We start from the raw sequence: 20,584 nt of genomic DNA on the forward strand, positions 1-20,584 counted from the left end.
AAGCTTAATCATTTTCAGATTGATATTGTTGCTTGACCCAATTTTTATATTCACCACTTTGAACATTTTCAACCCAATCCTGATTAGACAAATACCATTCAACTGTTTTACGAATGCCTGTTTCAAAACTTTCCTCAGGAACCCAGCCTAAATCTTGCTTAATCTTACTTGCATCAATCGCATAACGTAAGTCATGCCCAGGACGATCTTTTACAAAGGTAATCAATGTTTCGTAAGGTCGGTTATTTATTTGCGGTTTTAACTCATCCAAAATTTTACAAATCGTTTTGACCACTTCAATATTTTGTTTTTCATTGTGTCCACCAATATTATAAGTCTCACCTACCACACCTTCGGTAACAACTTTATAGAGTGCGCGCGCGTGATCTTCGACAAATAACCAATCACGAATTTGATCACCCTTGCCATAGATAGGTAAAGCTTTACCATCTAAAGCATTTAAAATCACCAATGGAATCAATTTTTCAGGAAAGTGATAAGGACCATAATTATTGGAGCAATTGGTGACAATGGTGGGTAAGCCATAAGTTCTCTGCCATGCTCGAACTAAATGATCTGAACTGGCTTTACTTGCAGAATAGGGTGAGCTTGGTGCATATGAGGTTGTCTCTGTAAAAAGATCACTTGTATTTTCCAAATCACCATATACTTCATCCGTTGAAATATGGTGAAATCTAAAGGTCTGTTTTTGTTCTTGGGACAATGTTAACCAATATTTACGAGCGACTTCTAAAAGTGTATAGGTCCCAACGATATTCGTACTAATAAACTCTGCTGGCCCATCAATCGAACGATCCACATGAGACTCAGCCGCTAAATGCATGACTACATCAGGCTTAAACACTTCAAAAGCTTGCGTTAATTTTTCTGTATCGCAAATATCAATTTGTTGGAATTGGTAACGACGTTCTGTATCTATTTCTTTTAATGACTCAAGATTACCCGCATAGGTTAATTTATCTATATTAAGCACTTCACTTTGGGTGTTTTTTATAATATGTCGCACCACTGCTGATCCAATAAAACCCGCACCACCAGTCACCAAAACTCTCATAAAAAATCCTGCAAATCGTTTTAATAAATATATCGTTAAAGTATTTCAATATCATTCACTCATGCAATATAAGTATGATCACAAAGCGTGCTTTTACTCACATTTACAACTGTAAAGATTATATCTAAACTCAAGTTAAAATCATATATGAAAAGCTTTTATCCAAAGTAATTTAGCCGCTATATCATGCCATTCAAGATTAGTATGGGACACTTTATTCTTTCTATATTCAAAAATCATTGCAAAGATACAACTCAACACAGTTCTTTTTCGGTTTTAATACAATTACAGCGATATAAGAAGATACCCAACCTGTGTTTTTTAGCTTACAATCCATCTTCAAGATTTAATTCTAAGTAACAACGCAATATAAAATAAGGGTTTTGAATGTGAAGTATCCGTACACATCACTGTTGACTATTTTAGCCATATCGATTTCATTTTCTGGTTGTGCAATCACTTCAGGGCTTCAAACCTATGATTTACCAGAACAAGGGCAATATAAAACAGATCAAGGTGCAGAACTCTCAGTTGTTCAATTAACCCAAACCACCATTCCAAGTCTAAATATTACCAATCAAGCCCAATCTAGCGACCTTGCTTCATTGTTTCATCATCAACAAAATACTTATCGTTTAAGTTCAGGGGATGTTCTTTCTATTCAGCTTTGGGCATATCCTGAAATTACACCTCCTATTCAAGATGCAACCAACATCAAGGCTGTAGGCTATCCAATTGACTCAAACGGCAATGTTCAACTCCCTTTAGTAGGTTCTGTACGTATTGCAGGCAAAACTTTAGCGGAAACTAATCGTTTTTTACACAATCAGTTTGCAAAATATTTAAAACATCCAGATGTGGTTGTGCGTGTACTGTCTTATGAAGGGCGTCGTTATTTTGTTAATGGTCAAGTCATGCGTAGTGGACAATATACTTTAAATGACCAACCGATCAGTATCTATACTGCATTAGGTCAAGCCGGTGGTATAGACACTAAAACAGGTGATACCACAAATATTCAACTGATTCGAAATGGTCAAACTTATAATTTAAATACCATTCAGTTAGAGAAACAGGGACTGTCTCTACATCAGTTGTTGATTCAACCGAATGACACCATTTTCGTCCATACCAAACAAGATCAAAAACTTTATGTGATGGGTGAGTCCAGTCGAAGCCAAGCACTGACTTTACGTGATCAAGGCATGACCTTGAGTGATGTACTTGGTGAAAGTGAAGGCATTAGTCCTTATTCAGCAAGTGCCGCACGAATTTATGTCATGCGTACTGACTTAAATACCAAGCAATCGACTATTTATCATCTTAACTTAAGTAGTTTAGGTAATTTGGCTTTAGCCAATCAATTTGCTATGCAAAAAAATGATATCGTTTATATTGATGCTACAGGTTTAACCCGTTGGCAACGTATCATGAATCAAATTATTCCATTTTCAAGTGCTTTATATAGCTTTGACCAACTGGGTAAATAAGATGCAAATCCAAAATATACTGGTGGTCTGTATTGGCAATATTTGTCGAAGCCCAATGGCAGAGTTTTTTTTAAAGCAGAGTCACCCTAATTTAAGTATTGAGTCTGCTGGTCTTTCCGCAATGGTTGGACATAGTGCAGATGATAAAGCCATTGCTTGTATGGATGCTTTAAGTATTGATATGCGTAGTCATATTGCACGACAAATTAATGCAGAACTAATCAAAAAAGCAGATTTGATCTTGGTGATGAGTAAAAATCAGTCTCAACATATTGAACAAAAATGGCCATTTGCTAAAGGTAAAGTGTTTCGTCTAGGACATTGGCAAGGTCAAAATGTGCCTGATCCTTACCAACATGATCAAGCTTTTTTTGATGAAACATGTAAAAATATCCAAGCCTATGCCAAAGATTGGCAATCACATCTATAAATTTTAATTAGTTGTTTACCTATGAATCAAAATTCAAAAACTAATGATGATACGATTGACTTAAAAGAGTTGTTTTTCTCTTTAATCGCCCAATGGAAAGTGATTGCGCTTTGTATCATTTTAAGTTTGATCTGTGCGCTACTTTATTTACGTGTCACCTCCCCAGTTTACTCCACAGATGCAATGGTACAAGTGGAAGATGGTAAAAGTGCCGCATCAGCAGCGCTTATGGGTGAACTTAAAGATGTAGCGGGCGGTTTAGGACAAAAATCTCCTGCCGATGCTGAAATTGAGATCTTAAATTCACGTCTGGTACTTGGAAAAGTCATCAAAGATTTAAATCTAGATATTCAAATCCAAGACAATGCTGATACTTTTTTACATCGATTAATTTCTAAAGACAAAACAAAACTCACTTATACTGCTCAAACTGTTGATTTTAAGAAAAATCAATCTAGTTTTTCTATTTTAAAGTTTGATGTTCCACAATATTATTATGATAAAAAGCTAACATTACATTTTATCGATAAAAATCAGTTTAATCTAAGTTATCAAGATCAAGTTGTGTTTAAAGGCACTCTTAATCAGCTTAATCAAACTCAAGACAGCAAAGGTCTGTGGTCTATCCAAATCAATAGCTCAACACCGTTCCAGCAAGATTTTACAATTACTAAATTTGCACTTCCTTCTGCTGTGAAACTGATGCAAGAAAGCTATTCTGTTGCAGAAAAAGGTAAAATGACGGGGGTGATTGGACTAAGTTACAGTGGTGGAGATCAGCAACATATTACTCAAGTGTTAAATCATATCCTTAATGTTTACCATCAACAAAATATTGAACGTAAAACCCTAGAATCTAAACAAACCTTAAGTTTCCTTGATCAGCAATTGCCAGAACTAAAGCAACAGCTTGAAGAATCCGAAATTAAATTTAATAAATTTCGTGAACAATACAACACCGTTGATGTCACTCAAGAATCAGAGTTGATGTTAAAGCAAAATGTTGAATTGGAAAAAATGCGTATTGAGTTAAAGCAAAAGCAAGCGGAATACTCGGCCAAATACACCCCTGATCATCCGCTGATGACCGAGATCAACGCACAACTTGCGGCAATTCAAAAAAAATCGACTGAGTTGAATCAAGCGATTAAACGTTTGCCTGAAACACAACGTCTGTACTTACAACTGTATCGTGATGTTAAAGTCAATACTGAACTTTACACCTCTTTATTAAACAGCTATCAGCAATTAAAAATTGTAAAAGCAGGTGAAATTGGTAATGTCCGTATTATTGATACCGCTGTCGAACCTGTAAAACCAATTAAGCCTAAAAAATTGATTGTACTGATTCTTTCTATTTTTGTAGGTGGTTTTATTGGTGTACTGATTGCTCTACTTCGTAATATGCTTGCATCGGGCATTAAAGATTCTTCTCGTATCGAAAATGAACTTGATTTACCGGTTTATGCAACTGTGCCCCGCTCTCCGATTCAGGAAAGCCGAGTACAATTGCTGAAAAAGAAAAAGTCGATTCCGATCCTTGCAGTTAAGAATAGTGAAGACATTGCAATTGAAAGTTTACGCAGTATTCGTACAACCATCCATTTTGCATTGAACAACGCTAAAAATAATATCATTGCGATTTCAGGACCTGCACCAGAAATTGGTAAATCCTTTATCTCAACCAACCTTGCCGCAATTTTTGCGCAAGGTAATAAAAAAGTCCTTTTGATTGATGCCGATATTCGTCGTGGTTATTTACATAAATACTTTGACCATGATACGGCGCCAGGTTTAACTGAATATCTAACCAATCAAAGTTCTTTAGAACAATGTATTGTCCATTCAAGCACTGTAAGTCATCTAGATTTTCTGCCTCGTGGTAAAAATCAAGGTAATGCAGCTGAAATGCTGAGTTCACCGCGTTTTAGTGAATTGCTTTCACTACTGTCTCAGCAATATGATCATATTATTATTGATACACCACCGATCTTGGCGGTGACGGACGGTATCATCATTTCACAATTTGCAGGTGTCAACTTGGTGGTTGCGCGCTATGCCAAAACACAGATGAAAGAGTTGGAGCTGACTGTGAATCGCTTTGAACAGGCAGGAAGCAAAGTGAATGGGATTATTCTCAACGATGTTCAAGCCACAGCTGGTGGTAATTATGGCTATAATTACGCTTATGCTTATACATCTACTAAAGATGATTAATTTTAAATAAGACAAAAAAGCCAGATTCATTCTGGTTTTTTTATGCTGGGTCAATGGGCAATATAACTGTATATTTTTAGTTGTTCAGCTCAGATAACTATATCGTTTAGACTAAAGAAGTTATATGCTTGAGCAGTTTATGTTCATCTGTAAATGAACTTGTTAAAAGATTAAAATTTGGAAATTTTTATGAGTAAAGCCTTACCCATCGCAATCGCTGTAATCTTAGGTGGTGCTGCACTTGTTCCTGTTTATTATGCATCTCAACACCCTGCTGATGTAAACAGTAGTCATTCAATGTCAAAAGACGCAAAACCTGTAGAAAAAATCAGTTATGCGCTTGGTTATGAAGTTGCCAGCCAAACTCCTCCAGAAGTTGATGTCAATACCTTTATCAATGGTATTCGTGATGGTCATGCGAAAAAGCAACGAGCCTATACCGATGAAGAACTACAAAAGGCCTATGTTGAGTTTCAAAAAGAAATGCAACAAAAGCAATTGCAACAAACGAAACAGTCTAATGCATCAAGTGATGCTTTCTTAGCAGAAAATGCAAAGAAAGAAGGTGTTAAAACAACTGCTTCAGGATTGCAATATAAAATCACCAAAGAAGGCACAGGCAAACAGCCATCTGCGACTTCACAAGTCACAGTGCATTACAAAGGTCAACTTTTAGACGGTAAAGTGTTTGATAGCTCTTATGACCGTGGTCAACCCGTTGAGTTTCCTTTAAACCAAGTGATTCCAGGGTGGACTGAAGGTTTACAACTGATGAAAGAAGGCGGTAAAGCGACCTTGTATATTCCTGCAAAATTGGCGTATGGTGAGCAAGGTGTGTCTGGAACGATTCCTCCAAACAGTACACTCATTTTTGATGTTGAACTGATTCAAGTGAAATAACGTTTAAAAAAAGGAGAGGTTTACTCTCCTTTTTTGGATTTTTAATTATGAAAAAGACACTGATTGCACTCAGTATGAGTTTACTAAGTAGCGTTGCTTTTGCTACACCCATTAACAATAAAAGCACTCAGCAAGATCAACTTGGCTACAGCTATGGTTATGTCATGGGGCGTAGCAATGCTGATACACTTAAACAGATCAATTTAGATGCCTTTATTCAAGGGATTAAAGAAGGATCTACAGGTCAAAAAGCTGCATTGACCGATGAAGAAATGGCCAAAGCATTAGCGCAATATAAACAGCAGACTGAAGCTAAACAGTTACTAGAATTTAAAAAAGCGGCTGATGAAAATGCGCAACTCGGTGAAAAATTTCTTGCTGAAAATGCAAAAAAAGCAGGGGTGATTACACGCCCAAGTGGTTTACAGTACAGTATCTTGCAACAAGGAACTGGAAAATCACCTTCAGCAAAGTCTAAAGTATCTGTCAATTATGAAGGTCGCTTACTGGATGGCACTGTATTTGATAGTTCGTTTGCACGCAATGAAGCTGTTGAATTCCAAGTCAGCCAAGTCATTCAAGGCTGGACTGAAGGGTTACAATTGATGAAAGAAGGTGCTAAATATCGCTTCTTTATTCCAGCAAAACTCGCCTATGGAGACATGGGTGCAGGTGATGCGATTGGACCAGACAGTACCTTAATCTTTGATGTAGAACTGTTGAAAGTGTTACCTTAGTTTCTTCAGTATAAATATTAAAAAACATCGCTTAATCTGCGATGTTTTTTATTTCTAATAAGCATCAATCTTATCGTTAATGCTTTAAATGTCTTGGTCTAAACCCCGATGCAAGTAAAGCAACAGCATAAGCAATTACGCCGACCAGACATAAACCCACTACTTCAAGAATCCGGATCCATTGAGAAACGCTACCATCATACCAAGTTAAAGCGCACCATAACGCTGCGATCATGGCGATATTGGCAATCGCAAACTGAATGAAAAGTTTTTTCCAATGTGCGCCAAAACGGAAAATGTCTTTTTTATGCAAATAAAAATACAACATCCCGGCATTCACCAAAGCTGAACCAGATGATGCAATCGCTAAAGCCATATGCTCTGCTTGCCAATTAATTAATTTAAAAATACCAATAAAGATAATATTTAAAATGGCATTAGCAGCAACGGCCATTAGTCCAACGCGTACAGGGGTTTTGGTATCCTGAATCGCATAGAAACCTGGTGCAAAGACTTTAATCAACATAAATGCCAATACACCGCCACTCATACATTGCAAAGCCAATGCAGTCATCTGTGTATCACGTGCATCGAAAGCACCATGCTGGAAAAGTGCTTGAATAATTGGGGTAGACAGCATAAATAATGCAATACTGGCAGGAACACCCACCAGAACAATCACACGTGCAGCCCAATCTAACATTCTACGGAACTTGGCTTGATCTTGTTCAGCTTTACTCACCGAAAGCGAAGGAAGAATCACGGTACCAATCGCCACACCGATCAGCCCTAGAGGCAATTCAGTCATACGCTCTGCGCTATATAACCAAGATACAGAACCATCTTGCATAAACGATGCCCAGATTGTATTCAGTAACAAGTTAATCTGCGTCACCGAGACCCCAAATAAAGCAGGTAACATCAGCTTTAAGATTCGGTCCACACCCTCATGTTTAAAATCAACTTTAGGTGGAATCAGTAATTTTTTCTTCCAAAGTTCAGGAATTTGTATCGCAAGTTGTAAAACCCCTGCTGCAACCACAGCCCAACCTAAGGCCATAATCGGCTCTGCCATATAAGGTGTTAACCACCAAGCCCCTGCAATCATCGCAACGTTGAGCAGCACAGGTGAGAACGCAGGTGAAGCAAAAGAACCGTAACTGTTTAAAATACTGCTGGCAAAAGCGGTCAATGACATAAACATCAGATATGGAATCGTCAAACGAAACATATCGACAGCAAGGTCAAATTTAGCAGGGTCACTGTGGAAGCCAGGTGCGTAAACATACAAAATGACAGGTGCAATAATCATACTGATTAGCGTTAATAATGACATCACCATTAACAAACAACCAAACACTCGACTAATCAAAATTTGCACTTCAGCATGCAGTTTTGTAGTTTTATATTCAGTGAGGACTGGAATAAATGCTTGAGAAAAAGCCCCTTCAGCAAATAATCGCCTGAAAAAATTGGGAATACGAAAGGCAACAACGAATGTGTCAAAATCTTTACCTGCACCAAAGACATTGAGTAGGACCATGTCTCGTACCAAACCCAAGACTCGAGACAGCATGGTCATTGCACTAACAATAAAGGTGGATCGCCACAGCGCCATCGTATTCACCTAGTTAAAATAAAGTCGCTATTGTAATTAAATATTCTCAAAATTGCGTTGTTAAATCATAAACAGAAATCTATTTTAGCCATCTTTTTCGATACTGAATTTTTTCTGTGTCAAATCTTCCCGAAAACGTTGCCATTCAAAGTGTGTTCCAGGATCTGTTTTCCGACCTGGGGCAATATCTGAATGCCCTGCTAAATGATGATCAGTCTTCGGATAAGCTTGTTGCAAAGCAGCTACCACATCAACGAGCTGTTGATATTGCACTTCTTCAAAGTCGAGATCGTCACTGCCTTCCAATTCAATGCCAATGGAATAGTCATTACACTCCACTTTCCCCAAATATGATGAACGTCCTGCATGCCAAGCACGATCATTAAAATTAACAAACTGGATAATCTCGCCTGTTCTTAATATCAATAAGTGGGTAGAAACTTGCATCCCTTGAATGGTTTGAAAATAAGGATGAATTGACCAATCTAATTGATTTTGAAAAAATTGTTCGATATATCCACCACCGAACTGTGATGGCGGCAAACTGATATTATGAATGACAATCAGCTGAATCTCAGTATTTTCGGGACGTTGATTATAATTTGGAGATGGAACTTGTCTTGCGCCAATCAATTGACCATTTACGACCTGAAACCTTGATGCCGATTGCATATCTTATTCCTACAGGGCTTGTTTATTTTCAACAAAGCGAATTTCAATATTTTAGTGTACTCTCATCCATATAAAATAAAAACTTCTTCAAACTTGCAATGACAATGCTAATATATCGCTCAGTTTTTAAGGGCGACAACAATAGGGATATCCATGAGCATACCTGAAGCTTTGCTTGAACAATCGATTCAAATTAATATTCAACAAGCACTCCAAGAAGATATTGGCGATGCGGATATCACCGCCCTACTCACGCCAGAAGATGAGCAAGCAACAGCAACGATTATTTCACGTGAAGACATGGTTCTTGCTGGGCAACCTTGGGTGAATGCCTTGATTAAAGCCTACGATCCAACAGTAAAAATCACTTGGTTGAAAAATGATGGCGATGTCGTCAAAGCCAATGAAACGATCTATCAATTGGCAGGTTCTGCACGTAGTTTACTGACAGTGGAACGCCCAGCATTGAATTTTGTTCAGACTTTATCTGCTGTCGCAACTAAAACTGCAGCATATGTAAAATATCTGGAAGGCACAGCAACCAAACTTTTGGATACACGCAAAACCCTACCCGGTTTACGCATTGCACAAAAATATGCGGTGGGTGTAGGAGGTGGACAAAATCATCGTTTGGGCTTATTTGATGCTTTCTTAATTAAAGAAAACCATATCATGGCAGCAGGTGGAATTGCACAGGCGATCGCCAAAGCACGTCAAATTGCACCCAACAAGCCCGTTGAAGTTGAAGTTGAAACATGGGATGAACTGAATCAAGCCCTTGAAGCTCAAGCTGACATTGTGATGTTAGATAACTTTAGCCAACAGCAAATGATCGATGCAGTTAAGCATGTTGCGGGACGTTGTAAATTAGAGGCTTCAGGCAATATCACCTTAGAGACTTTAACTGAAGTGGCGCAAACCGGTGTGGACTATATTTCAATGGGTGTCTTAACTAAAGATGTTAAAGCTATTGATTTATCAATGCGTTTTAATGGCTAAATACTCGGAATATCTCTTGATCAAGCAGTACCACGGTACTGCTTTTTTTATTACAAAATATAACGATCAGTGAATAAATAATCAGCTACTTTTATGCTCAATATACTTTAAATAATCAATAAATCATCTGTATAGATAAGAGATAAACAATGAAAAATCATATTCTATCTTCATCACTCCTCGCTTTAGCGATTCCGATTTTCAGCCATGCAGACACCGTCAATGTTCATGTGTTAAGTGCAACCGTCAAAGATCAAAATATTGCCAATGCCGAAGTGATTTTACAAAAGAATGGTGAACACTCTGCCTCAAGCTCTACCAATGTCGATGGACGAAGTACAGTCAATAGCAATGGTGCAGACGGCGCTGATAATTTACTGATTATCAAAAAATCAGGTTATTCAACACTTGTGGCAAAATGCCCATGTGATGGTATGACCTATGCACTCAGCCCTGTGCTTAAAGATTTAAACAGTATGCGTATTGTCCTGAACTGGGGCAAAAATCCTTTGGATCTTGATTCACATTTAAGTTATAAAAATCAGCATGTTTACTGGGACAGTAAACAAGGCTTATCAGCAAATCTAGATGTCGATGATACTGACTCTTATGGTCCAGAAACCGTCACCATTGATCAACGTCTTGAAGGTCAATATTACGTTTATTCAGTGCATGATTTTTCAGATCGTGATCGACCCAACACAAACAATCTATCCAATAGCCAAGCCAAAGTCATGGTCTATGCAGGAGAGTCGCTGATTCGTTCCTATTATATCCCGACAGGTCAAACCGGGAATTTATGGACTGTCTTCCGAATTAGCCCAGAAGGCGAAATTCAAGACATCAACCGTATTTCTGGAACCACCGTGAATGCCAGTCAAGTTGGTTCAAGCATCTCGAATTATCAAAATCAAACTACACGGGTAAATATAGTTCCTGTTTCTACTGATGCACAGAAGCGAGCTAAAACGCTCAACCTAAATGCAGATAAAGCTTATAAAAATAATCAGATTGAACAAGCAGCCATGCTCTATCAACAATCAATTGACTACAATCCGAATGTTGGCCAAACCTATAGTAATCTTGCCGTGGCCTATCAAAAACTCAATCGTGCCTCAGAAGCATTATGGGCAAATCAAAAAGCGATTGCTTTGGCGACCAATGACAATACCAAAGCGTATTCTCATTATAATATGGGTAAAATCTATGAAAATAACCAGGATTTTGCCCAAGCCAAACATCATTATCAATTGGCAAATCAATACAAGCCAAGTGAGACTTATAATGAAGCAATACAACGAGTAAGCCGTTAAATCTTAAGCCCAAAAAATGAGTCATTTCTTTGGGCTTTTATCTTGGTTAACTCAGTCAAAATTTTAGTTAAAAAGTTTAATTTGCTTACAAAATAGACAGTTTTTACATAGAATAATTGCCTGAATCAGCCTATAATTTTTGGCTCTCCAAGACTTTGCTAAAATTAGGCCGATGAAGACGTTGAAACAACAAGTTTTGTTTTTACTTGTCGCTTTTTTATCAGTATTTGCTTTTTTCTTATACCAAGAAGATATCACGCGTTTCTTTCAATTACGTGACATCTATCTAAAGCCACGCCTGTATAAATATGCTTTTTCTATCTTACTGAATTATGCTTTCATCAGCTTATTCTATTTAATTTTAAGAAAAACCTTTGCAACGATTTTACTGAGCCAATTTATTATTTTTTTACTCAGTTTTATCAACATTAAAAAAGAGCAATATCTTTCAGCCAGCTTAGTCCCTAGTGATTTTTTATTATTTAAAGAAACCTTTATTGCTTCCCCCATCTTATTAAAAATTGCTGTTTTTGCTGCTATCGCGGTGTTTATTGCATTGTTTGTATTTTTATACCGTAAAGAAAAATTAGGTAGTAAACCCTTACTCTTAACCAATAGCATTCTATCTTTTGCGATTCTTGGATTTTTTATTACTGCTAATTTTAAAAATAATTTTAGTGAATCCTGCGCCAATGCTGCAAAAAATTCGATTTGTCAGTATGCACAATACTTACCCAATACACGTGGTGATTGGATTGGTGATCATTTAACTATTCGATATTTGGGATTTCCAACATTCTTCTTTTCTAAGACCGTGGATGGCTTAAACAATAAAATATTCCAAACTGAAGTGATTCCTGAAGAAAAAGTGGCGACGCTTTATCAACCGATGATGGATGAGAATCAACAAGCGACAACATCGAATCTAGAATCCGAGGATCAGTCTCAGCAACAACTGCCCAATATTATTTTTGTCATGAGTGAGTCGCATTGGGATGCTACAAAATTAGACAAAAGCATTCCTCGGAATATCACCCCAACAATCAATAAAAATCAGGTTTCTACTGTACTTTCTCCAAGCTTTGGGGGTGGTACTGCCAATGTTGAATTTGAAGTATTGACCAGTTTAAATACCTATTTAAATCACAATGAATTGGCTTATGTATCAAAGCTCAAACGCCCAACCTACTCATTGCCGATGTATTTAAATAGCTTAGGTTATGAAACAACAGCTATGCATAATAATGGTAAATATTTTTATAACCGTAGCGCTGTTTATCAAAATCTAGGTTTCAACCGTTTTACCTCGATTGAAAATATGATCAACATGGCTGACCGTGCCAAATATATCAATGCTGCAGGTTGGGCAACAGATGATTTGATTTATAGCAGTATTGAAAATCAACTGAAGAATACAGATAAACCGCAATTTATCTATGCGATCAGTGTTGAAAACCATCCGATGTATAGCGATGATCGTTTTGGTAAAGACCATTTTAAAATCACCAAAGACGGCATCAGCGATAACAGTAAACGTGCACTGAATACCTATTTAACAGGGATGCAGCGTGCAGATGATAAATTGAAAATGCTGATTGAAAATGTCAAACAGCTTGAGCGTCCTACGATTGTCATATTCTTTGGTGATCATTTGCCAAATTTACAAAAAGTATATGATGAATATGGCTTTTTTAAATCTGAACAAGAAAAAGCTGAAAAGAAAGATGTGCGTTTCTTTGAAACACCACTTGCTGTATGGGCAAACTTTCCTATTGACCGAAAGCAATTTAAAGGACCTTTTGTTGCTGCACACTTCCTTGCACCTAAAGTGCTTGAAGCAGCACATGTTCCCCTTTCACCCTATTATCGCTTTGTGAACAATGTCAGCTCTTGTTATCGCACTGTTCATCAAACAGGTATACAGACACAAAAATCTTGTGAATTTAATCAAGCTGAGATTTTACAGCAGTACAAAGACATGAATATGGATGTCTTGAATGGCAAGAACTTTACTTACCAGATTTTAAAATCGAAAGCTGAAAGCTAATGGTTGGTTCAGGAAGATTCTGCTGAATCTTTCTGATCAACTTTTTGTTCAATCTGCTGTTGTTGATCATTGTTTTTGACTTCAAATTCTTTGCTTTCAAAATCCTCCCGGCGAGGATCTCCTGCCATCAACATAAAAGTAATCACTGCAAATAGAAAAATCAGAATTTTCATAAAATGCCCCAACAACTCAATAAAATTTCACCTATTCTAAAAAGACTTGTTTCAAAACCCTTGAAGACTCTGTAGATAAAACATAGGACATTGTGCTGATTTATGTATCTATTGAAGTAAATAGATGATTGGAAGCTTAAACATGTAATTTTGCGCAAATAATGTGGTCTTTGATCAACTCAAAAAATAAGGTGCAAAACGCACCTTATTTCAAGCTGAACAATCAAATACTGAAAGATTAAGACTCGATAAATCCCATATATGGATCAGAGAAAGAGTCTTTACCCGTTTCAATACGTCCAGCAAAACGGCGTTTAAAGGAACTGTCGCCCTCGATCGTGACAGTAAAATCATACCAACCACCAAAATCAGACATATTCCAGTTCAATTCCTTTTCCGTTGATGCTGTTTCAATATTCCACGTTTTATTCGGCAGATAGGCATTGGCTTTTACCATCAGTTTTGCAGGTTTACTTGCATCATGACGAACTTTTAGATAGATCTTTGGATCACACTCTTCAACACACACCCGCACTTCTGCCAACGACTCAACCTGTGCAGATTTAGTCAAATCTCCAGCAAAACCACGGTGAAAACCGTTAGGTCCCAATACCCACAAATCATATTTTCCAGTGGTGGTGTTCCATACGTCATCCAACTGCTTTCCTGCTTCAACCATATAACGGCGAGGGATTGCTTCAAGATTCAACTGATCATAAACATGGAATACTGCTGCGTGTGTTCCGGTATTAGAAAACATTAATTTGACTGTTTTTGCCGCCAAATCGACTTTCGCACTGCTATGTAAAATGTAAGGTAATGCACGGGATAAACGTGTTCCGATCTCTTGAACTGGGTAAACCTGACTCAAAGGGCGTGAAACTTGAGGCAATAAAGCCTGTGCATTTCGAATTGCATCCGCTTCACTTTTGGTTTTCTTACCCATCAATTCTTCAATCGCAAGTGTATTTGGATTCTTAAAATCAAATGCTGTTGTCAAATCTCCACATACTGCCCTGCGATATGGACTAATATTGGGTTCTTCTACCCCAAAACGCTGTTCCAAGAATCGGATCACCGAAGAGTGATCAAAAACCTGTGAATTCACCCAACCTCCACGACTCCACGGCGATATCACATACATCGGCACACGAATTCCCGGACCATATACCCCAACACCATTACTGATTTTTGGGTCAGTAAAGTTTGGTTGCCCAGCTGAAGCTTTTGCATGTGTTGCATATTCATAAGAAATTTGTTCATCGGTCAATGTGGTTTTACCTTGCATTTGACCTGAACTGTCTTTAGATGGCGCACTTGGTGAAGGAACATGATCAAAGAATCCATCATTTTCATCAAAATTCACCAATAAAACGGTTTGACTCCAAATTGCAGGATTTTCGGTCAACGCATTTAGCACTTCTTGAATATACCAAGCACCTTGAACAGGGCTTGATGGTCCAGGATGTTCACTGTAGGTTGCAGGAGCGACCATCCAACTCACTTGTGGCAATTGACCTTTGGCAATATCTTCTTTAAAGGAACCCAGAAATCCACCATCAGGCATGGTATTGGCAATCCCTTTATACAAAGGCTGTGTTGCATCAATTGTAGGATCGTAGGCTGGACAAACGGTACTATTATTGACGGGTTTACCTGACAACTCATTGGCACGACGATATTGCTTAAATCCAGCCAAAGGATTGTCGGTAAAGTTATCTGGCATATTTTGATAAACTTTCCAAGTTATACCTGCTTGTTGTAAACGCTCAGGATAGGTCGTCCAATCATAGCCCGTGGTTGATGGACCAATACTATCCAAATCATTCACCACACTTGCCACACCCGCAGCTTTAGGACCATTCGAACCCGTCCATAAGAACATACGGTTAGAGTTCGTACCTGTGTGCATGGCGCAATGGTATGCATCACATAAGGTAAAGGCATTGGCAAGTGAAAACTGAAATTCAACTTCTTTCTGTTTGTAATATCCCATTGATTGAGGCTGTTTATATTGCACCCAGTTGCCCATACGCCCATGGTTCCAAGCAAACTGACCATCAGTCCATGAATGGGGTGTACCACTGACACGTTGTGCATTGCCACGAGTACTATCTAAATGGTAAGGAAAAATTTTATTTTTATCTTTGTCGTATTGTTCCCAAACTTTGCGGTTGTCTGATAGTGGAATCGTAAAACGATCACCAAAGCCTCGAACGCCTTTGAATGTTCCAAAATAATTATCAAATGAGCGGTTTTCTTGAGTCAAAATGATGACATGCTTTACATCTTTAATTGTGCCTGTTTCGACTTTGGCATCAATCGCTAAGGCTTTTTGAATGCTGGCTGGAAAGCTAGCTAAAGCGGCTGTACCAAAGATTGTTTTTGTAGAATTGATTAAAAAATCACGACGTTTCATGTCTATTTCCTTATATTTTTATTATGGTGCGCAATGTACTTTACAAGTGGGTGCTGGCGGATTCGTCGTTGATGTTTCGTTGTTATCATCATTACAAGCACTGAGCAGTACACTCAGACTCGTCACTGCAATCAAGAGGAAATTTCGCATTGTCCTATCCATGAAATAAATGTAGCCATAGTCAATATGATCCCAATGACAATAGGGTGAAGTTTTAATGGCAATTTCATGACGATCAAAATACACCACTATATTTTTCACATAAAAAAACGCATCCGAAGATGCGTTAGATTTATAGCAATTTAGATGATGAAGGAATTACCAACCCAAGGCTTCTTGCTGCTTTTTGACCAACTCTTGGATTCCTTTTTCAGCCATTTCTAACATTGCATTGGATTGAGCACGGGTAAAAGGTTTATCTTCTGCTGTACCTTGAATTTCAATAAATTCACCCGCTTGAGTCATCACTACATTCAAGTCAGTTTGACAGTTAGAATCTTCTTCATAACAAAGATCAAGTAACACTTCATCTTGATAAATCCCGACTGAAATTGCAGCGACCAAGCCTTTTAGTGGGTCTTGTTTGATTTTTTTCTTTTCTAACAACACATTCATCGCATCAATCAATGCAACCGCAGCACCAGTAATTGAAGCAGTACGTGTCCCACCATCCGCTTGAATCACATCACAGTCAATTGTAATCGTATTCTCACCCAACTTTTTCAAGTCAACCATTGCACGTAAGCTACGACCAATCAAACGTTGAATTTCTTGAGTACGCCCTGATTGCTTTCCACGAGCCGCTTCACGATCACTACGGGTATGGGTAGAACGTGGCAACATGCCATACTCAGCAGTTACCCAACCTTGTCCTTGTCCTTTTAAGAAACGAGGTACTGAATTGTCAATACTTGCAGTACACAGCACTTTTGTATGACCAAATTCAACCAATACAGAACCTTCCGCATAACGTGTGTAGTTACGAGTAATTTTAACTTCACGTAATTGATCTAATGCACGTTGGTCGATACGCATAGTGTGTCCTTATTGGATTCAGAAATAATGCGGCTAAGTATAACAGATACTCTAGTGTTGGTTTTGTTACAAGATGGTGGTTTTTGAAATTGCTGAGTCTACGTTGCTGACTGACAGATTGGTCCAAACCACTTGCATGCGACGGAGCATCATCTTAAAAATAATTGGATCAATGTGAAAGTTTTCATACATCACGATGCCGAAATAAATTTATGCATAAAGTCGCCACACTACAAATCAATAATACTGCTGCCAAATTTTGTCCCCAACCAGCCAAAACTAATCCCCCACCTAATAATAAATAATACATCAAGCCCAACAGTGCGCCTGCTGTACCTAAACATTCAGCATAGTGTTTAAGTGCTGTCGCAAGAAGATTAGGGATGGCAAGCCCATATGCAACCATGATCAACAGTACAGGAAAAATAAATAACCAACTCTTGATGGCTAGAGTGATACAGATCAAAATACTCCCCAAAATCGCAATCAATGCCGCAATGGACACCAAAGTATGGGGATTTACATTTTTATTAAGCAAAGATTTATTCAGTAATGCGCCAAAAATGGCGCCTAAGGTCAAACACAGACCGCTCAATCCAAACACCCATGATGAGGCTTCTAATATTTGAAAATAGAAAGGAGACAACTGATAGTAAGCAAAAAGATTGATATTAAAAAGTGCAACCAAAAATGCGTTTTTCCAAATCTCATTATCTTTAAGCATGGCAATAAGAATATGAAGAATAGGAACTTTTTTATTGTTTTTAACAAGCGTCTCAGGGAGCTCAAATACACACCAACACATAAGCAGGATTGAAAATAGCGCTAAACCTAGAAATACACCTTGATATCCCCACCATGTTGTGATGAATGCACCAAATACCATACCTAGAGCTGGGCTAAGCGCAAGTAGAATACCAATAATGGAAAAAATCTTGACCAGCTCCTTGCCTTTGAAAGTATCTCGAATAATGGTTTGTGTTCCGATGGAACCCACAGCAGCGCCAAATGCCGAGAACATTCTGGCAATGATTAGATCATCAAAAGTACGACATAAAATCGCAGCAATCGAGGCAATCGCATAAATCAATAATCCACCCAATATCGATTTTCGTCTTCCTAAAATGTCACACATCTGCCCCCAAAAGACGATACCCAACGCAAAGGCAATGAAATATAAAGAGATCGTTTGACTCGCCTTTTCAGAACTTATATGGAATCCATGTGCAATATGAGGCAGTGCTGGGCTGTAGATCGTCTCAACAACTTGGGGAAACATCATCAAAACAGCCAGTAAATAAAATATAGATTTCTTTAACATTTTCTTTTGAATACGTTGAATTGAACCATCGAGAAAAATAACAAAATCAAATTTTGAGAGATATAATCATAAAAGACATATTATTTATAAAATCGGACAAACAATGGCATGGTTAGCAGCGGATGCTGATTTTAATCCCGATCAACTCGGATTAAATGTGATCGGTATTGCTTCGGAAATTGCTCGACATGATTCGGGAGAACATGCCCACAAAATGGGACAACTGCTATTTACCAACAGTGGCAGCATTAGAATTACCTTATCTGGTCAGCTATGTATCCTGCCCCCTGCACATATCGCATGGATTCCACCAGACACAACTCATCGTGCTGAAATGAGCCAAGTGACTGGCTATCGCTCGGTATATATTAATACCGTTCAATACCCAGTACTTCCTAAAGAAGTCAAAGTCTTGCAAGTTAGTGCTTTATTAAAAGAAATATTGGAGAGAATCGCTTTCGCTGATTTTGATACGGACTGGAGCAAACGACCTTTTTTGGATTTATTTAATGTTGGATTGAATGAAATTGAAACTGCACCATCAGTATCGGTTATTCTACAATTTCCAACTGATCGTCGATTAAGAAAATTTTTAGGTACTGAGCTATTACCGCATTTAAATGTATTTGCAGATCTGGTTGGACTCAGTGAAAAAACCATTGGCAGAATTTTTTTACGCGAAACAGGTTTGAATTATCAGCAATGGCGACAACAATGGCGTTTTCTGAAAGCGATAGAATTATTATCTAAAAATGAAAAAATATCCGTGATCAGCCATCACTTAGGTTTTTCCTGTGAGAGTGCCTTTATCGCCTTTTTTAAAAGAATCTCGGGGAAATCACCAAGGATGTTGATTAAAAAAGATCAGTCATGATTGGACCCAAAGCTGAATTTTAAAGTTGAGTTTTTATATTTTAAACAAAAGAACCTTGTCGCTCTCAACAAGGTTCTTTTGGACTTTCGCCACCACAAAAGGGCTTTGTAAGATAAAATCTAAGCAAAAATCCCTTTCACTTTCTGCACTGATTGACTAATGCTTGTGGTCCAGTGATTAGGTAAAGAACATTTCGCTAAACGTACCCACACACTACCAAACTGTTTAAAGAAATTCGCTTCATTATAATTGATGTCATATTCTGCACATAACGCCTTAATTTTAGGAGCAACTTCCGCATAACGGTTCGCAGGCATATCTGGAAATAGATGATGTTCAATCTGATGACTTAAATTACCACTTAAAATATGCAACCAATCGGTTCCAGTAAAATTGCTCGAACCACGAATCTGGCGTAAATACCATTCTGCACGTGTTTCATTTTCAACATTATCCGCTTCAAAGGTTTCGGCATCCTCAGTGAAATGACCATTGAAGATCACTGCTGAAGACCATAGGCTACGAATCACATTGGCAATCGCATTCCCTGCCAAAACAGGTAAAGCATTTGGTCCTGCGATCAATGGAAAAAACACGTAATCTTTTAAAATCTGACGGCGCGCTTTTTTACGAAATTTTGTAGCATCTGCCCAAACTTGTTTCCACGTTTTGGTTTTGTAAACCAAAGCATCTTCTAAATGCAGATTCTGTACACCGACATACCATTCAAAAAATACCATCAATTGAATCGCCAATGGGATATTGAATAAAAAGCGCGGTTCCCACTTTTGTGACTCACTGACTCGGAGTAACCCATAGCCAACATCATGGTCTTTCCCGACAATATTGGTATAGGTATGATGCACATAATTATGGGTATATTTCCAATCATCACCTGTTGCCATGGTATCCCAGTCATAGTTTGCCCCATTCAAACTTGGATCATTTAACCAGTCGAATTGTCCGTGCATGACATTATGTCCAAGTTCCATGTTTTCAACGATCTTGGAAATACCCAACAACCCTGTGCCAATGACCCAAACTGGTGGAATCCAACCCCCAAACATCAACATTCCACGGGATGCTATTTCACTATAACGCACAAAATTTCGGATTTTATAAATATACTTGGCATCTTGTTCCCCCAAGCTTTCCATCACTTCACGGCGGATTTCATCCACCCGACGACCAAACTCTGCTGTTTGTTCAGGGTTTAAATGTTTCGATTTACTGTTTGGAAAATTGACTGACATATTCATTGTTT

At 38.1% G+C, this 20,584-nt stretch carries 18 protein-coding genes; 9 read left to right on the top strand and 9 right to left on the bottom strand.

The window, feature by feature from the left end:
• Positions 1 to 4: 4 nt before the first annotated feature.
• Positions 5 to 1,075 (bottom strand): dTDP-glucose 4,6-dehydratase, encoded by a 1,071-nt coding sequence (gene rfbB, locus F938_RS20220; RefSeq protein ID WP_005034717.1) that lies wholly within the window; start codon positions 1,073 to 1,075, stop codon positions 5 to 7.
• A 389-nt stretch (positions 1,076 to 1,464) separates the two neighbouring features.
• Between rfbB and F938_RS20225 the strand changes: the two genes are divergently transcribed.
• The 5 genes from F938_RS20225 to F938_RS20245 all read left to right on the top strand — a co-directional run bounded on the left by F938_RS20225 (position 1,465) and on the right by F938_RS20245 (position 6,849).
• A complete protein-coding gene (locus tag F938_RS20225) occupies positions 1,465 to 2,565 on the top strand; it encodes a polysaccharide biosynthesis/export family protein (protein WP_005034719.1) in 1,101 nt (366 codons plus the stop codon).
• Position 2,566: 1 nt separating this feature from the next.
• Positions 2,567 to 2,995: a low molecular weight protein-tyrosine-phosphatase gene (locus F938_RS20230; protein ID WP_005034721.1), complete on the top strand. Its 429-nt coding sequence runs from the start codon at positions 2,567 to 2,569 to the stop codon at positions 2,993 to 2,995.
• Positions 2,996 to 3,016: 21 nt separating this feature from the next.
• A complete protein-coding gene (locus tag F938_RS20235; protein WP_005034723.1) occupies positions 3,017 to 5,212 on the top strand; it encodes a polysaccharide biosynthesis tyrosine autokinase in 2,196 nt (731 codons plus the stop codon).
• A 189-nt stretch (positions 5,213 to 5,401) separates the two neighbouring features.
• Positions 5,402 to 6,112 carry a BamJ family beta-barrel-assembly machinery protein gene (locus F938_RS20240; protein ID WP_005034725.1) on the top strand — a complete coding sequence of 237 codons (711 nt, stop codon included), beginning with the start codon at positions 5,402 to 5,404 and terminating at the stop codon, positions 6,110 to 6,112.
• Positions 6,113 to 6,159: 47 nt separating this feature from the next.
• Entirely contained in the window at positions 6,160 to 6,849 is a 690-nt protein-coding gene (locus F938_RS20245) for a BamJ family beta-barrel-assembly machinery protein (RefSeq protein ID WP_005034729.1), read from the top strand.
• A gap of 76 nt (positions 6,850 to 6,925) precedes the next feature.
• Here the strand turns inward: F938_RS20245 and murJ are convergent, their stop codons facing one another.
• Positions 6,926 to 8,476 (bottom strand): murein biosynthesis integral membrane protein MurJ, encoded by a 1,551-nt coding sequence (gene murJ, locus F938_RS20250; protein ID WP_171067104.1) that lies wholly within the window; start codon positions 8,474 to 8,476, stop codon positions 6,926 to 6,928.
• A gap of 75 nt (positions 8,477 to 8,551) precedes the next feature.
• Complete coding sequence (ampD, locus tag F938_RS20255) at positions 8,552 to 9,139, bottom strand: 1,6-anhydro-N-acetylmuramyl-L-alanine amidase AmpD (RefSeq protein WP_005034734.1); 588 nt, start codon at positions 9,137 to 9,139, stop codon at positions 8,552 to 8,554.
• A gap of 153 nt (positions 9,140 to 9,292) precedes the next feature.
• Here ampD and nadC point away from each other — a divergent pair, with 153 nt between their 5' ends.
• From nadC to F938_RS20270, 3 genes are all read left to right on the top strand, one after another.
• Entirely contained in the window at positions 9,293 to 10,138 is an 846-nt protein-coding gene (nadC, locus tag F938_RS20260) for a carboxylating nicotinate-nucleotide diphosphorylase (protein ID WP_005034737.1), read from the top strand.
• A 149-nt stretch (positions 10,139 to 10,287) separates the two neighbouring features.
• A complete protein-coding gene (locus F938_RS20265; RefSeq protein ID WP_005034738.1) occupies positions 10,288 to 11,451 on the top strand; it encodes a tetratricopeptide repeat protein in 1,164 nt (387 codons plus the stop codon).
• A 172-nt stretch (positions 11,452 to 11,623) separates the two neighbouring features.
• Positions 11,624 to 13,498 (top strand): LTA synthase family protein, encoded by a 1,875-nt coding sequence (locus tag F938_RS20270; RefSeq protein ID WP_005034739.1) that lies wholly within the window; start codon positions 11,624 to 11,626, stop codon positions 13,496 to 13,498.
• An 8-nt stretch (positions 13,499 to 13,506) separates the two neighbouring features.
• Here F938_RS20270 and F938_RS24555 read toward each other — a convergent pair whose 3' ends face one another.
• The 5 genes from F938_RS24555 to F938_RS20285 form a co-directional block, all read right to left on the bottom strand.
• Positions 13,507 to 13,671, bottom strand: a complete 165-nt coding sequence (locus F938_RS24555) for an ABZJ_00068 family colistin stress protein (RefSeq protein WP_005034741.1) — start codon at positions 13,669 to 13,671, stop codon at positions 13,507 to 13,509.
• Positions 13,672 to 13,909: 238 nt separating this feature from the next.
• Positions 13,910 to 16,090, bottom strand: coding sequence for a phosphocholine-specific phospholipase C (locus F938_RS20275; RefSeq protein WP_005034742.1), 2,181 nt, complete (start codon positions 16,088 to 16,090; stop codon positions 13,910 to 13,912).
• A 21-nt stretch (positions 16,091 to 16,111) separates the two neighbouring features.
• Positions 16,112 to 16,240 carry a hypothetical protein gene (locus tag F938_RS24890; protein ID WP_257790579.1) on the bottom strand — a complete coding sequence of 43 codons (129 nt, stop codon included), beginning with the start codon at positions 16,238 to 16,240 and terminating at the stop codon, positions 16,112 to 16,114.
• Positions 16,241 to 16,408: 168 nt separating this feature from the next.
• Positions 16,409 to 17,125, bottom strand: coding sequence for a ribonuclease PH (rph, locus tag F938_RS20280; protein WP_005034744.1), 717 nt, complete (start codon positions 17,123 to 17,125; stop codon positions 16,409 to 16,411).
• Between the two features lie 184 nt (positions 17,126 to 17,309).
• Positions 17,310 to 18,446 (bottom strand): Bcr/CflA family efflux MFS transporter, encoded by a 1,137-nt coding sequence (locus F938_RS20285; RefSeq protein ID WP_005034745.1) that lies wholly within the window; start codon positions 18,444 to 18,446, stop codon positions 17,310 to 17,312.
• Between the two features lie 103 nt (positions 18,447 to 18,549).
• Here F938_RS20285 and F938_RS20290 point away from each other — a divergent pair, with 103 nt between their 5' ends.
• Positions 18,550 to 19,320 carry an AraC family transcriptional regulator gene (locus tag F938_RS20290; protein ID WP_005034746.1) on the top strand — a complete coding sequence of 257 codons (771 nt, stop codon included), beginning with the start codon at positions 18,550 to 18,552 and terminating at the stop codon, positions 19,318 to 19,320.
• Positions 19,321 to 19,439: 119 nt separating this feature from the next.
• Here F938_RS20290 and F938_RS20295 read toward each other — a convergent pair whose 3' ends face one another.
• Entirely contained in the window at positions 19,440 to 20,579 is a 1,140-nt protein-coding gene (locus F938_RS20295) for a fatty acid desaturase family protein (protein ID WP_005034747.1), read from the bottom strand.
• Between the last annotated feature and the right edge of the window lie 5 nt (positions 20,580 to 20,584).

Origin of the sequence: Acinetobacter bereziniae LMG 1003 = CIP 70.12 (assembly GCF_000368925.1) — a bacterium.
Classification (GTDB): domain Bacteria; phylum Pseudomonadota; class Gammaproteobacteria; order Pseudomonadales; family Moraxellaceae; genus Acinetobacter; species Acinetobacter bereziniae.